The 14,991-nt window shown below is 40.1% G+C and carries 15 protein-coding genes; 5 read left to right on the top strand and 10 right to left on the bottom strand.

Going from position 1 to position 14,991, the window contains the following annotated elements; all coding sequences use genetic code 11:
• Positions 1-39: 39 nt before the first annotated feature.
• The 3 genes from serA to RFW85_RS09075 all read left to right on the top strand — a co-directional run bounded on the left by serA (position 40) and on the right by RFW85_RS09075 (position 3,209).
• Positions 40-1,272: a phosphoglycerate dehydrogenase gene (serA, locus tag RFW85_RS09085; RefSeq protein ID WP_309171445.1), complete on the top strand. Its 1,233-nt coding sequence runs from the start codon at positions 40-42 to the stop codon at positions 1,270-1,272.
• Positions 1,273-1,370: 98 nt separating this feature from the next.
• Positions 1,371-2,255, top strand: coding sequence for an EamA family transporter (locus tag RFW85_RS09080; protein ID WP_309171444.1), 885 nt, complete (start codon positions 1,371-1,373; stop codon positions 2,253-2,255).
• A 90-nt stretch (positions 2,256-2,345) separates the two neighbouring features.
• On the top strand, positions 2,346-3,209 hold the full coding sequence (locus RFW85_RS09075) for an EamA family transporter (protein ID WP_309171443.1): 864 nt from the start codon (positions 2,346-2,348) through the stop codon (positions 3,207-3,209).
• Between the two features lie 7 nt (positions 3,210-3,216).
• Here RFW85_RS09075 and RFW85_RS09070 read toward each other — a convergent pair whose 3' ends face one another.
• From RFW85_RS09070 to truB, 3 genes are all read right to left on the bottom strand, one after another.
• Positions 3,217-3,660, bottom strand: a complete 444-nt coding sequence (locus tag RFW85_RS09070; RefSeq protein WP_170249165.1) for a hemerythrin domain-containing protein — start codon at positions 3,658-3,660, stop codon at positions 3,217-3,219.
• A 211-nt stretch (positions 3,661-3,871) separates the two neighbouring features.
• A complete protein-coding gene (locus RFW85_RS09065; RefSeq protein WP_000525218.1) occupies positions 3,872-4,648 on the bottom strand; it encodes a TSUP family transporter in 777 nt (258 codons plus the stop codon).
• Positions 4,649-4,667: 19 nt separating this feature from the next.
• Positions 4,668-5,573 (bottom strand): tRNA pseudouridine(55) synthase TruB, encoded by a 906-nt coding sequence (truB, locus tag RFW85_RS09060; protein ID WP_002116937.1) that lies wholly within the window; start codon positions 5,571-5,573, stop codon positions 4,668-4,670.
• A gap of 153 nt (positions 5,574-5,726) precedes the next feature.
• Between truB and RFW85_RS09055 the strand changes: the two genes are divergently transcribed.
• The gene (locus RFW85_RS09055; RefSeq protein WP_309171442.1) at positions 5,727-6,758 is read left to right on the top strand and encodes a lipase secretion chaperone; all 1,032 of its coding nucleotides are present in this window, start codon (positions 5,727-5,729) and stop codon (positions 6,756-6,758) included.
• A gap of 115 nt (positions 6,759-6,873) precedes the next feature.
• Positions 6,874-7,815, top strand: a complete 942-nt coding sequence (locus RFW85_RS09050) for a triacylglycerol lipase (protein WP_309171490.1) — start codon at positions 6,874-6,876, stop codon at positions 7,813-7,815.
• A 51-nt stretch (positions 7,816-7,866) separates the two neighbouring features.
• Here the strand turns inward: RFW85_RS09050 and rplS are convergent, their stop codons facing one another.
• The 7 genes from rplS to RFW85_RS09015 all read right to left on the bottom strand — a co-directional run bounded on the left by rplS (position 7,867) and on the right by RFW85_RS09015 (position 14,989).
• Entirely contained in the window at positions 7,867-8,235 is a 369-nt protein-coding gene (gene rplS / locus RFW85_RS09045) for a 50S ribosomal protein L19 (protein ID WP_002116654.1), read from the bottom strand.
• A gap of 219 nt (positions 8,236-8,454) precedes the next feature.
• Entirely contained in the window at positions 8,455-9,210 is a 756-nt protein-coding gene (trmD, locus tag RFW85_RS09040; protein WP_170249168.1) for a tRNA (guanosine(37)-N1)-methyltransferase TrmD, read from the bottom strand.
• Between the two features lie 42 nt (positions 9,211-9,252).
• Positions 9,253-9,801 carry a ribosome maturation factor RimM gene (gene rimM, locus RFW85_RS09035; RefSeq protein ID WP_002116736.1) on the bottom strand — a complete coding sequence of 183 codons (549 nt, stop codon included), beginning with the start codon at positions 9,799-9,801 and terminating at the stop codon, positions 9,253-9,255.
• A 19-nt stretch (positions 9,802-9,820) separates the two neighbouring features.
• Complete coding sequence (rpsP, locus tag RFW85_RS09030) at positions 9,821-10,072, bottom strand: 30S ribosomal protein S16 (protein ID WP_000260334.1); 252 nt, start codon at positions 10,070-10,072, stop codon at positions 9,821-9,823.
• A gap of 147 nt (positions 10,073-10,219) precedes the next feature.
• On the bottom strand, positions 10,220-10,645 hold the full coding sequence (locus tag RFW85_RS09025) for a type IV pilin protein (RefSeq protein ID WP_170249170.1): 426 nt from the start codon (positions 10,643-10,645) through the stop codon (positions 10,220-10,222).
• Positions 10,642-11,124 carry a type IV pilin protein gene (locus RFW85_RS09020; protein WP_309171440.1) on the bottom strand — a complete coding sequence of 161 codons (483 nt, stop codon included), beginning with the start codon at positions 11,122-11,124 and terminating at the stop codon, positions 10,642-10,644. Before RFW85_RS09020 ends, RFW85_RS09025 begins: the two co-directional genes overlap by 4 nt.
• Before the next feature lie 10 nt (positions 11,125-11,134).
• Positions 11,135-14,989: a PilC/PilY family type IV pilus protein gene (locus RFW85_RS09015; RefSeq protein ID WP_309171439.1), complete on the bottom strand. Its 3,855-nt coding sequence runs from the start codon at positions 14,987-14,989 to the stop codon at positions 11,135-11,137.
• Positions 14,990-14,991 lie beyond the last annotated feature (2 nt).

The following is a 14,991-nucleotide window of genomic DNA, read 5'->3' as shown; positions in this document are numbered from 1 at the left end:
TATACCGCCACCAAATTTGGCCTTTGTAGCGGAGCCGTAATGAGCCAACATCTTTCACTACCTAAAGATAAAATCCGTTTCCTTTTGTTAGAAGGCGTTCACCAAAACGCAGTCGATACTTTAAACGCTGCGGGTTACACCAATATTGACTATCGTAAAACTGCTCTTGAAGGCGAAGCACTTAAAGATGCAATTAAAGATGCTCACTTTATTGGTATTCGTTCGCGTACCCAATTGACTGAAGAAGTTTTCGAAGCTGCAAACAAATTGATCGCAGTAGGTTGTTTCTGTATCGGAACAAACCAAGTTGATCTTAAAGCAGCAATGGCACGTGGTATTCCTGTATTCAACGCACCGTATTCAAATACGCGTTCGGTTGCAGAGCTTGTACTTGCTGAAACGATTCTTCTTCTTCGCCGTGTTCCTGAAAAATCGGCGGCTTGTCATCGTGGTGGTTGGGACAAGTCTGCTGTCGGTTCTTTTGAAACTCGTGGCAAAACTTTAGGTATTGTGGGTTACGGTTCCATCGGTTCTCAACTTTCAGTTCTTGCTGAAAGCATGGGTATGCATGTTATTTATTATGATGCAGTAACCAAATTACCAATGGGTAATGCTCGCCAAGTTGGTTCTTTAGATGAACTTTTAGCAACTGCAGATGTTGTAACGTTGCATGTGCCAGATGTTCCCTCTACACGCAACTTCTTCACTAAAGAACAATTTGCGAAAATGAAAGAAGGCGCGATCTTCTTAAATGCTGCACGTGGTACATGTGTAGTGATTGAAGATTTAGCTGATGCAATCAAGTCTGGTCATATTGCTGGTGCAGCGGTTGACGTATTCCCGAAAGAACCAAAAGCAAATGGTGAAGAATTCCAGTCTCCACTTCGCGGCTTAGACAACGTGATTTTAACTCCTCACGTTGGTGGTTCAACCATGGAAGCGCAAGCAAACATTGGTTTAGAAGTTGCAGAGAAATTTGTTGCTTACTCTGACAAAGGTATGACACTTTCTGCGGTGAACTTCCCGGAAATCGCATTACCATTGACAGCTGGTCAACACCGTTTATTGCACATCCACAAAAACGTGCCAGGTGTATTGTCTAAAATCAACAACTTGTTTGCTGAACAAGGCATCAACATTTCTGGTCAGTCACTTATGACTAAAGGTGACATCGGTTACCTCGTTATGGATGTTGACGCTTCTGCTTCTCAAGAAGCTTTAGATATGTTGCATGAAGTTGAAGGTACAATTCGCGTGCGCGTATTGTTCTAATACGAACTGTAAATTCAAAAGCCACAGCATTGTCTGTGGCTTTTTTATGGGCATTTACATTATCATGTGAAAAGTATACCAATTGATCAAATAATAAAATGTCCACTTTAAACCAGAAATCTCAGCTACATGCTTTGGGTTTTCTTATTCTTGCTATGTTAAGCGTTCAAAGTAGCGCATCTTTAGCTAAAATTTTATTTCAGAACTTTCCTGTACTCACTGTTTCTGCAATGCGGCTATGTTTAGGTGCAATTATTCTTGCCATTATTTTTCAAATTTGGCGAATTAATTTTAGTCAGGTCCGCTGGAAAGCAATTTTAGCTTATGGATTTGCGCTTGCAGGCATGAACGCCTTATTTTATCTATCGATCGAACGCTTACCAATTGGAATTGCGGTTGCTTTTGAATTTATTGGCCCTTTAAGTGTAGCGTTATACCACGCACGTCAAAAATATGATTTTGTTTGGGTGAGCTTCGCAATTATTGGGCTGATTTTACTTTTCCCTTTCAATCAGGCTCATAGCTTAGATTGGATCGGCGTTTTATTTGCAATTAGTGCAGGGTCTTGTTGGGCGCTTTATATTATTGCCGGCCAGAAACCTTCTGGTATTTCAGGTAATCATACGGTGTGTTTAGGAATGAGTGTAGGTGCATGCATCTTATTACCCATTACCTTTTTTTCAGGCTCAATTGCACAAGTTATAGAACTTCCCTATCTTTTTTATTTTATTGGTTTGGCCATTTTAGCCAGTGCTCTTCCATTCTCTTTAGAAATGTTAGCACTGCGCAATTTGACACCTCTAAGCTTTGGAACATTGATGAGCCTAGAGCCCGCAGTTGCAGCACTATCTGGATTTATCTTCTTGGGTGAATATCTTTTATGGAATCAATGGCTAGCACTTACAACCATTATCACTGCCTCTGTTGGTTGTACCGTAACCACCCAAAAAGCTCGCCAAGAACGTGAAAAAGCCGCAAGTTAATTTAATGAAATCTGCCAGCTAAAACATAGTATTCGTTATAATTATCCACCATTATTTTTAGACATCAGATGAAGCGCTAGAGTATTTTCCATGCAAAATCTTCCAATTATTGCTGTGCTGTATATGATTTTGTCGATGGTTTCGTATCAAATCAGCGCTTCATTTGCCAAACAGCTCATTGCAACATTAGACCCTCTCACCGTTACAATTTTAAGGCTGAGCTTTGCAACAGTCATCGTCGCGATCATGTTTCGCTCTTGGAAAATCTGGTCACGCTTACCCTATTTAAAATGGCGTGATTTATTGATGTACTGCGCTTCTTTAGGCTTAATGAATATCCTATTTTATACCTCACTTGGAAAATTACCCCAAGGTATTGCTGTTGGATTAGAGTTTATTGGTCCATTGGGTCTTGCGCTTCTTTCTATTAAACAAAAGAGCGACTACATTTGGGTAGCACTTGCCATGTTAGGCATTGCACTCATGGTACCTTGGCAAAACCCTATTCAACACCATTTCTCGTATGTAGGTGCAGCATGTGCGCTAGGTGCTGGTCTTTGCTGGGCTTTCTATATCTATTTCGGTCATAAAGTTGTGACCCAAAATATCGGGATGCATGCATTAACGATTGGGATCGGTGTATCTGCACTTGCCTTATTGCCAATTGGAATCTGGCACAATGCTCCTGCATTAGTTGAAACACAGTACTGGGGCAAAGCCTTACTTATTGCGGTGTTAGCGACTGCAATTCCATATGCACTCGATTTAATGGCTCTCAAACAACTTAATAAATTAACTTACGGGACTCTAACGAGTTTAGCACCAGCATTGGCAGCATTAACGGGTTTCTTATTGCTTCACGAAGAAATCAGCATGCTGCAATGGGTGGCTTTGGCTTGCGTAATGCTGGCCTCTATTGGTGTTACTTTAAGAAGTACTAAAAAGGCTGCATAGGTTTACTCTACTGCTGTTTTTTATACTTTTTATATTCCTTTAAATATTTATTACCCAGCGTTTCTTTTTCGCTGTCTTTAAGAATTTTTCCGGCTTGCTGGAAAAATTTATGTTCTTCTTCTTTTAAATGATGATGGACTTTTTCACTCAACTGTTTAGCGGTTGCTAACCAGCTCGGGCTACTCATATCGGTTTTTTCAAGTTGTTCGACCAACTCATCCATTTCATGATGTTCAGATAAAGCATGTCTCGTAATATCTAAACCGACATCATCAAACATTAAAGGAATATAGAGGTAACGGTCTTCGGCAACTGAATGGGCATAAAGTTCATTTTTTAATGCTTCAAATAATTCTTTTCTTTCTTCGGTTAAACCGTGTGTCTGAATGAGTTGTTCAGAAAGGTTACGTTGATTTTCATGGCTTTCTCTTAATGCTTCGAAAATATTCATTCTCTTCCTCATTTTTTAGCTAAAAAATCTTTTTTATTTCAAGGTTTATCATACGTTGAAATTTATAATGTTTAAGTAGCTTAAAATGAGACTATTTTTTACACAGTTTTCTTTCTAGTAAATTTCTGTAATGATTTTTATATTTCTAGCTTAAAATGATACAAAAAAGTATGAACTGCATTTTAGGGACAGCTCATACTTTCAATCTTATTTAACCCGTAACAAACATTTGATAGCCCAAACGGCAAATCAGAATACTCACCAAGATTAAAAAGATAATACGCACAAAACCACTACCGTACTTAAGCGCGGTACGTACCCCAACAATAGAACCAAGTACGTTAGCCGCTGCCATCATTAAACCAATATGTAAAATAGCGTGACCAGTTGGGATGAGGAAACTCAGCGCAGCTAAGTTAGTCATAAAATTACCGATTTTTGACAAAGCTGAAGCATGCAAGAAATCAACTTGTAAAAAACGGATAAAGAAGAAAATAAAGAAACTACCTGTACCCGGCCCAAAAATACCATCGTAAAAACCAATCGCCAAACTACCGATACCAGCTAAAATTAACATTTTCGTGGTAATTTTTTGCTCGGTATGAACTTGACCGAAGTTCTTTTTAACTAGGGTATAAATCGCAATCACAATCAACATTACGAAAACGAAAGGACGCAAGACAGATTGAGGAATAAGTGATAAGCATGCCGCGCCGGCAAAAGAACTAATCAAGGCACAAATGGCAATAACTGCTAGAAGCTTCCATTGCAACTTTACTTTTTTAGCAAATGTATAAGCCGCCGATGCAGTACCAAAAATGGATGAGACTTTATTGGTACCAATCACCGTAGCAGTCGACATGTTAGGAAAAGTGCTCATGATCCCGGGAATCTGGATGAGTCCACCGCCGCCTACAGCAGCATCAATTGCTCCTGCAGTAAACGCAAAAAAGATCAAACTAAGGATAACATCCCATTCCATGCCCATGCTCTATACTCTACATCTACTACAAATTTAAGATACGCTTAGGTACCAACCGTTTTTTATCGGTAATCTCGGCCAAACCTAAACAGCGCTCACCCGAAAACACCAAAACTTCTGCTTCTGCAGAATGCTCAATATTGCTTTCTAAACCGTTGCAAAAATATTTTTCACGCCCTTCTGGAACCTGAATTTTTAAGAAATGGTCAACTGGAGCATAAACTGGAAGTAGCAAAGCTTCTCTTTGCTCTTCTGTTAAACTTTCCAGATATTCAATGGTATAACTCGGTATAAGCTCAAAATGTCCTGTTTGAGTCCGGTTTAGCATCGTTAAATGCCCACCACAACCAAGTGCTTCACCAATATCTTCACCTAATACACGGATGTATGTCCCTTTAGAACAGGTTACATCCAGAGTGATACTATTTTCGGTAAACTCAATAAGCTCTAAAGCATAAATCGTGACTGGACGCGCTTCACGCTCAATCTCAATACCTTTTCTCGCCAACTCATATAACGGCTTACCTTCTTTTTTCAAAGCCGAATACATGGGTGGAACTTGTTGAATATCGCCTCTAAACTTTTCTAAAGTTTGTTCAATAAGTTCTTGGCTAAGCACCGGAATAGGACGCTCTTGTAAAATCTCCCCTTCCACATCACCTGTTGTAGTGGTCTGTCCCAATCGAACAGTGGTTTGATAACGCTTTGTTGAGTCCAGCAAATAATGTGAGAACTTGGTCGCCTCTCCCAAACAAATCGGGAGCAAACCTGTCGCCAAGGGGTCTAACGCTCCAGTATGGCCTGCTTTTTGGGCGCGATATAACCAACGCACTTTTTGCAAAGCGGCATTTGAACTTAAGCCTAATGGTTTATTTAATAGAAATACACCACTGATATGGCGACGAGAAATTTTTTGATTTTTTGTCGTCATTTTTACTGGAACACAAAGCTAGAAAAAAGTGCCGACATGTTAGCAAATTCGGCAAGATATTTTCACAATATTTAGGTGCCTTTTCACTTATTTTATGGCACATTAATGAACGAGTAAAAAAACAACAAATTAAAACTTAAGGAAGATATCTTTATGCAAGGGATGCAGAAGAAGGTATTGTGGTGTGTGCTCGGATTTTTTATTTTGAGCCTCATTGCATGTGTATATTGGCTAAGCCCAGAATCAAAAAATACATCGACTCAACTAAATCAGAACGAAGCTAAAAGCTTAGCATCTATTCCACCTACAAATCATTCATCGCTAAATGCAGATGCTTACCATAGTAAAAGTCAGCAAGATACTGAAGTTAACTGTCAGTTAAAAATTGATAGTTCCCAACATTTGGTCGTTAATAGTCAAACACGTGACTGCTTTGAATATTTTATTACCCAATATGGAGAAAATGATTTAGAGCAAATTAAAAATCACTTTGGACAATTTATTCAGGGAAAATATTTAGAGCCCGCTCGCTCACAGATTCTGGATTTATGGACCCGCTACTTAAAATACCGTGAACAGCTTGCTCAAATCCAAACACCTCCATCAAAACAACAAGATAAAAATTATTTTCAAAAAATCTTTAATTCAATTCAAGATCTAAGAAAACGTTTCTTTTCGGCCGCTGAAATTGAAGGGCTCTTCTCAACTGAAGATATCTATCAGAACTACACGCTAGATCGTATGCAAATACTTGAGGACTCTTCTTTAAGCGAAATTGAAAAGGCTCAAAAGCTTAAAGAACGTTTCGAAGAACTTCCTGAAGACTGGCAGCAAAACCTACAAGAACTTTCTAAACTTGATGACTTACATGCACTGACCAAACAAATTAAAGCACGCCATGGTTCAGCAGAAGAGCTTAGACAAATGCGTACAGCACTCGTTGGAGCTGAAGCAACTCAAAGGCTAGAAACTTTAGATACGCAACGGAATGCTTGGCAACAAAGGGTCACAAGCTACCTAAGTGGGCGAGATGAAATTATTAAAAGTAACATGAGTGATAGTGCTAAAAGCCAAGCCATACAACAATTACGCCAACAACAATTTAACTCATCACAAGAACAATTAAGATTGCGAACTTTTGAAACGGTCCATGATCAGGGAGGTGAACTGCCATTTAATTATTAAGTCTTTCCTATTAGGGACTGGCTAAACAAGCACTAGCAGTAAGAAGCTGCTTTTCATACAAAATAAAAATAGTGAGTAAAAAATGAAAAGGAAGTTAACGTTTTTTTGCGCTGCAATACTCTCAGGATTGAGTATTTCAGCAGCCCATGCCACAAATGCTGAACAAGTTAAAAACTCGTTCGTTTATTCATCTTACGCACAAACCAAATATCCACTGGTTTTTAACCACGGTATGGCAGGTTTTAACCGAGTTGGAACAGATACACTTGGTCTCGATTACTGGTACCAAATCCTTCCGGATCTTGCTCGTAATGGAGGAAATGTCTGGGCAACCAGAGTGTCACCTTTTAACTCAACAGAAGTGCGTGGTGAACAACTTGCCCAGCAAGTAGAAGAGATTATTGCCATTACTGGTAAGCCTAAAGTCAACTTGATCGGTCATAGTCATGGGGGCCCGACAATTCGTTATGTGGCCGGTGTCATACCAGAAAAAGTTGCCTCACTCACCACGATAGGTGCACCTCATAAGGGATCACCAATGGCAGATGTTATCCTGAAAGTTGAGGGTACTCCTCTGTCTGGAATAGCAACATTAGTAAACTGGTTTTCAGCAGCAATTACTTGGGCAGGAGGACTAGACCCAACAAGCTATCCTCACGACTCTTTAGCAGGTGCTCATAGCTTATCAACTCAAGGTTCAGCTCAATTTAATGCTCAGTTCCCTATGGGTATACCAACTACGTCTTGTGGCGAGGGAGCATATCAAGAGAAAGGCATTTATATGTATTCTTTCTCGGGGAATAAAGCGCTGACCAACCCATTAGATCCATTTGATATTGCTCTTACAGGCAGCAGTTTAGTGGTCGATCCATTTGGTGATAATGATGGACTTGTTTCCCGATGCAGTGCCAAATTTGGTAAAACAATTCGTGATGATTACAACTGGAATCATTTAGATGAAGTGAACCAAGTGCTTGGTATACGTTCTATTTTTGCTTCCGATCCTGTCTCGGTTTACCGTCAACATGCAAATCGTCTGAAACTTCAAGGACTATAGTTTTTAAACAAAAAATGCGCCAAAAGGCGCATTTTTTTACTCGCTATAAGCTTACGCTTTACGAGCTGGTAATTTTTCACGAATACGTGCAGCTTTACCAGACAAGTCACGAAGGTAGTAAAGTTTAGCACGACGAACGTCACCACGACGTTTCACTTCGATTTTAGCAACAACTGGTGAGTGAGTTTGGAATACACGCTCAACACCAACACCGCTAGAAATTTTACGTACTGTGAACGCAGAGTTCAAACCACGGTTTTTCTTAGCGATTACAACACCTTCAAATGCTTGAAGACGTTCACGATCACCCTCTTTTACTTTTACTTGAACGATGACAGTGTCACCAGGAGCAAAAGCAGGGATATCAGATTTTAACTGTGCATTTTCAACAGCTTGAACTAAAGGATGTTTACCACTCATTGTGGGAATCTCCAATATGTGCGGAGTCAGAAGAGGTCTGAATTTCCGCTGGGGATAGAGGCTAAATCGCATATCAACCCGTTTATCTTTCCCTTTACGACAATATGTCTATAAAGAGCCTTTAAATTTACATAAAACTATTGTTTAAATAGAATTATGTTTTAACTCGAAGCATTGCTTCTCGTCTTGTTGCAGAACTTTCGTTCTTGAGAATAACGATTAAGAGTTACCGTTATTCACTTGCGTATCTTTTAGCCATTTTTTTTGCTGCTTAGTCAACTCTACGTTTTCAACCAATTCTGGTCGGCGCTCTAGAGTTCTTTGATATCGCTGCAAAAAACGCCATTTTTCAATATTGCCATGATGTCCAGATTTTAATACCTCTGGCACATCCAGCCCTTCAAAATGGTCAGGCTTTGTATATTGCGGACAATCTAAAAGACCGTCAACAAAAGAATCTTGTACTGCTGATTGTTCATCTGACATTACATTCGGCAAACGGCGAATAATACTGTCAAGTAACACCATAGCGGGCAGTTCACCACCAGATAAAACATAATCACCAATTGACCATTCTTGGTCAACATAATGCTGGATCAAACGTTCATCTACTCCCTCATAACGTCCACACAGTACGATTAAGCCGTCATAATCGACAAACTGCTGTACTGCCTGTTCATTTAAGGTTTTGCCTTGTGGGGACATATACACCACAGGGACATTAACATGTCCTGCTTGTGAGGCAAGCTGTTTGGCATATGAAATTGCTTTCGCCAAAGGCTCAGCCATCATCACCATACCGGGGCCACCACCAAATGGACGTTCATCCACTCTTCTGTAGTTTCCCTCAGCAAAATCACGAGGATTAATACAAGTGACTTGTACAATATCTCGTTTTGCCGCACGTCCGCTGATGCCGTAGGCTGTAATCGCTTCAAACATTTCAGGAAAAAGCGTAATGACTGCAAAAAACATCACAGACTCCTCTATTTTCCTGCTGTATTAATCCTAAAAGGATTAATAATCTACGCCCCAATTGACGTAAATACGACCAGCTTCAAGATCAACACGTTGTACTACATCTTTATGCCAAGGAATCATGCGCTCTTCTGAATCAATGCTGTCTGGGGTAGCATGTACCACCATCACATCATTAGCTCCAGTTTCAAACAACTCATGAATTTTCCCTAAGTTTACTTCCTGTTCTTCTTCATCAAGACCTAACACAGTTAAGCCTTTTAAATCTGACCAGTAGTACTCATCTACATCTGCTTTTGGCAGTTGAGACTTAGCAATCCAGATATTAGCGCCAACCAAGCTTTCCGCTCCAGTGCGATCACTCACACCTTTCAACGCAACAACCAGGCCTTTGCCATGTGGTTTCCAACGTTTTACATCTATTGTTTGCCAACCGGCCTTGGTCTCAATGTACCAAGGCAGGTAGTCAAACATGTTGCTCATAGGTTCTGTATTTGAATACACCCAGAGCCACCCATTCAATCCATAAGCTGAACGTAACTGTCCAATCTGAATACGATCTTCGGGAACATTCTGTGTTGATGTCATGGGCTACCTACTACAAAAATTATGCAGTAGCTTTTTTAGCTTGAGCAGCTAAAGAAGCAACACGTTCAGAAGGTTGAGCACCTTGAGAAACCCAGTGAGCAAAACGGTCTGCATCTAAACGAAGTTTTTCTGCTTGACCTTGTGCAGTCGGGTTAAAGAAACCGATACGCTCGATGAAACGACCATCACGTGCATTGCGGCTGTCAGTCACAACGATTTGATAGAATGGACGTTTTTTTGCGCCGCCACGTGCTAAACGAATAACAACCATGATAAAAGCCTTATAATTCTTACGGATTATCCCTGCGCCGACCATCGGCAACACTTCAAACCCCTTTCATAGAGGGCGACATTCTACGTGATTTTCGCCCTGAAAGAAAGATTATTTTTTGAGTTATCCGCAGTTTTGAATTTAAAATTACTGTAGCCAATTTGATGCGGCAGATAACGCACAATCGGTTGCACCTTTTGCCCAAAATTTTTGACCTTGATCATTAAGACAAATGATCCCATCACCAGCTTGAGAACTAGTAGCAATAGGTGTAGCAGTTAACACCCAGCTTGAATCAGTTATGCTAGCAAAAGCTAAGTTATATAAGGCTTGGCCTTGTTGAGGGCTGACACTAGACCCATAAATCGAAGTAATCGTCGCATTCGACGGATAACGATTGTGAACTACTTTTTCTGATTCTAATGTTTGGGCAATATTCATCATTTCAGATTGAACAGCTGTACGATGTCCTTTGCGTAAATACTGCAAATACGAAGGTGTCGCTATAGCTGCTAAAATTGCAATTATTGCTACTACAATCATGAGTTCTATTAAGGTAAAACCATTCTTCATTGCCAATTCTCACTATTTGTTTCACATACATTGCAAGTGACTGTTCCACCACAGTCATTATCAACAGCCGTAGGTGTTAAACTTTGGCAACGCAAACCTGAATTCTTAGCAATAAAATTAAAGTTTCTTGAATCTGTAGTTGTCGCTTTAATGACCCATGTTTGCCCATTTGCAGCAGCATTCGTCAATAAATTTCCTGTCGTCGTATCATCACTAATTTCAATTGTATAACCACCCCGTGGTAACGTTACAGATGTGGTCGTAAATCCTCTATAGGTAAAGTTCTTGGATTTATGTCGTTCCAACTGTTCTGCCAATTTTAGAATTTCACCTTTAGCAGCAGAGGCAGTCGCTCTGCGGCTATAACTTTGATATGAAGGGATAGCAATCGAAGCAAAAATAGCGACAATCACGATGACAACCATGAGCTCAATCAAGGTAACACCCTGATTAAAACGCAGAATATAATATTTATTCATCAGTCATCCCTTAGCGATAACGCTCATACCAACGCGTAGGAACTAAATGACTTGTACACTGCCACTCGCCTGTTCCACTCTCGTTTCCAGCCAGTTGTAATTTTCCACAACTATTAGTCACTGGAGGTTCATCTCTTTTTGGCACAAATGCTACGCCACGGATACCTGAGCCAATAACGTTTTTATTACATTCAGAAACTCCTGCTGGGCAGTTACTACCCGTTTGTGTTTGAAACCCGCTATCCTCTTCTTTATCACGATTAATCGTTCCATCAGAATTAAGACAGGCACCAAATGGTAAACAGTAAGTCTGTTGATCGGTTTCACCTACTACACGGGGTAAACATGGGTCTGCCGCTACGATACCTGTTCCCTGCGGGTCATAAACAGGCACAATTAAAGTCCCTGTAATTGCCATAGGCTCTTCAAAAGCTTTTAGCCCACCTTTAATACGGAAACTATTATTAGCTTTCTCGGTACCATCGCTCATACTAGAAAGCGAGCGATACCAACCATTTTGTCCCGCCCCAGTGTTGGGAAAGAAAATCTGTGCTACTCGAGTTTCTCCAGATCGTAAAATTTGTGGATTTTTTCGAAGCGTCGATCGAGTAATATCTTTTGTTTCAAGTTGGCTATCAGTCAAAGTCATTAAATTCTTTTTAATAAAGTCTTTATCGATAATTCCATAAACGTTGTTTACAGGTCTTCCGCTTAATGCCGTGCTCGGTGACATCCCCTCACGACCTGTAAGCGGATAAACATCTAAAGGTGTACTACGGTCACCTGAAGCAATACCTACAGTAATAAAAGTGCGGATTCCGTAATCGTGAATTGTCACTGTTGGCGGTTCATAAAAACGCGGCGCATTCCCAGCGGTATAGTCATTCGAAGCATCATAAGTTGAGTCATTCGTTGCTAAATTAGCTAATCGAACAACTCGCACCCCGAAACTGCTATAAGTTGAATTTGTTTTTGTCTGGTTATTATTAAGATCGATACGGAAAATTTGCCCGCCTAAATCGCCAAAATATAAATGGTCTACCAAACCATCAGCATCTCGATCCAAGGTACTAATGCGACTAACAATACTGTGCTTCATATTAGAGTTATCTATATTAGAGCCTGTATCACTAGTCCACCATAAGCGCTGCCCAGTTTTAGCATCAATAATATAAACAGCGTTTCCTTTTGCTTTTCCATTCGTAAAGCAAGAGTTACTCAAAGTAATATTCGGGTTTTCATAACATTGGTCGTAGCCACCAGCAACAATCATAACCCGTTTAATAACCCCGTTATAACGTATATTTGCAAGTACAGGTTTAGACCAACTCTGCCCCATACGACTATAATCAGTTTGATCTGCTCCTACTCTAAACAGGAGCTTAGGTGAAGCAGGATTTAAGACATTTAAGCCATAATAGCTGCTGCCCCCCATTCGCATACCACCATAAATATTCATTTGCTTTGCAGTTACTTTTGATACTGCTGAGCTACCGCTTCCCGTTGTAGTAATACTATATGCAGGGTCAGATACCCAAGCCCCATCCATACCGTGAGCAGGAGCTGAGGCATCACTTTGGCCAACCACTAAAGCTTTTGATGCAACGGGATCATTTAATATATCAGCGGGAACGAAAGCCATTTGTTCTACCCCTGTTGAGGCATCCACAATATGCAGACCACCTTCCATCGTTCCATAGAGAATGGATTGTTCACGCGCAGATGTTAAATTCCCATTTTCATCTAATGTTCCATTATAGGTAAGCTGTACCGGTAAAGAGTGAATGCTACCGCCCATCGATAAATAGGGTTCATTCGATGTAACTAATGACGAAGGTAAAGTCGTAGCGCTAATATCAGTTGAGTAACCTAGATAATTTAATATTTTTAATTTCAAGCTAATTGGGAAAGCTTTTAAAATATCTTGTCCAGTTGATGGATTAAATTTTCCTAAAACATAACTTGCTGTATTAGCCACACTATCAAAAGGATCAGTTCCTTCTGGTGGAGTAGCTGGAATTTTTAGCAAATTAGTTCCAGAAGTCGATATTTTCGTTAAGCTACCATCTGATGCGACGGCAGAAACATCAGTAAATAAGTTGCGGATTTTAGTTTGTACTGCGTAATAATATTTTGTGATATTTCCTTCTTCATCACGTGTTTCATTTTGTCCCGCAATTGGTAAAGGAACTTTTGCATATGAACCACCAAAAAAGACTTTACCTCCATCATTATAAGTAGAGCTATTCCAATAATCTTTTGTAGCCGTTCTAAATGCTCCAGTTGCGTTGTAAACCAACCCACCAGTATTAGCTTCAAAAGCACCAGCATTTGTTCCCGATAAAACAACATGATATTTCTTTAAATTTCCTCGCCATGTTAAGTAGGTGTTAGCTGGGTTTGGCTCAAAAGCACGTAAGTAACCATATTCCTGTAAATTTTTAGGATTTAATGCATCATAAGGAACTGAGATAGCACCTGTGGTTAAAGGTTCTAAAGGAACTTTATCTAAGTTATTAATAAATGCAATAACGCTGTCTGTTACACCTTGCGCACTTTGGGTAGGGAAAAATCCTCCATTTCCATAACCAGGTGCAGCGACCGCATTTGTGGTCTGATTCGGCGAACAATTATCATCACTTTTACGATCAGATTGGGTTCTCGAACTTAAACGACAGGCATTTTTTACATCAGAAGAACTTAAACTAGAAAAGTCACTACCAAAACCGACAAATGCTGTTTGAATAGAAACTCCAGCTGGGTTTTTTGTTTTATCAAATAATCTTTTTGCAAACTCACCCATACAGGCCCAACCAGAGTCTGCTGTCGTGTTAGATAAACCTCCAGAACAAGTAAAATCAGCTCCCAAAGTACTGCCTAGGGCAGTCGACATGACACTTGCCGAACGTGTATTTGTTGTTCGATTCGGTTCCCCATCTGACAAGAAATAAATACCCTGCCCATCACAGCTTTGGCGATTGGCCACCGCTGGCAAAGGAGATTGGTAAATAGCATTTAAATTAGAGGCATTTCTATCTACAACAATATTCGGATTGCTAGCTGTATCGTTTGATTTTGATTTTGGGATACCACTATCTGCATTTGCTACAGCATAATTAAAGGTGGTGTAGTAATAAGTATAAGAATAGGTCCAATCCGACGAAGTATCATAAGCAGTTGCCGCATCCACACCCGGATTAGAAGCTGACCAGTTACTCCAATAGTTATCAGAGCGACAAGGTTGCCATAGATTTGTGGTATCGATTTGTGAATCACGATAATTCGTACAATATGAGTATTCCGTTCTATTATCAGATTTTCGCACACGCTTTATATAGCTATCTTTTCGGATAGCATAATTCACCTCTGAATAAGTCGTTGTACCCATCAAATAAGCAGCGGCTTCCGCATAAGCATGAGCCGAAGGCGTTGACCCGCCAGCAGTTAAATTTGCAACAGCCTGTTTTAATTTATAACGCTGAGAACCCACTGTATTTAAAGTACTCGCGTCCCCTAAGGGAGCAGCGGCCACCAAAATTTGTCCACTTCGGCTATCACCATTTGCAGAGAAATTTCCCAACCCCACACGAGTATCATTTAAAACAGGATTATTACTTGCTAAAAAAGCATTCATACCATTTTTAAGCATGGCCAGACGGTTTTCACCATAACTATTGTTAGTCATACTTCCTGATGTATCCAACATCATCACAATGGTTTTTTTTCCAGCTGTAGGTGAAGCATAAATTTGTAAATCACTCGCCTGCACAACGGAGCTTGTCATTAGCCATGTAAAAGCAACCGAACTCGAACAGATGGCATACCATAAATTATTTGGCTTAAAATTCTTCAATTTTATTTTCACGA

This window comes from Acinetobacter sp. 12966 (assembly GCF_031196995.1).
In the GTDB taxonomy this organism is placed as follows: Bacteria; Pseudomonadota; Gammaproteobacteria; order Pseudomonadales; family Moraxellaceae; genus Acinetobacter; species Acinetobacter geminorum.
Note: the sequence above shows the minus strand (reverse complement) of the source record. Positions and strands in the feature narration are given on the sequence as shown.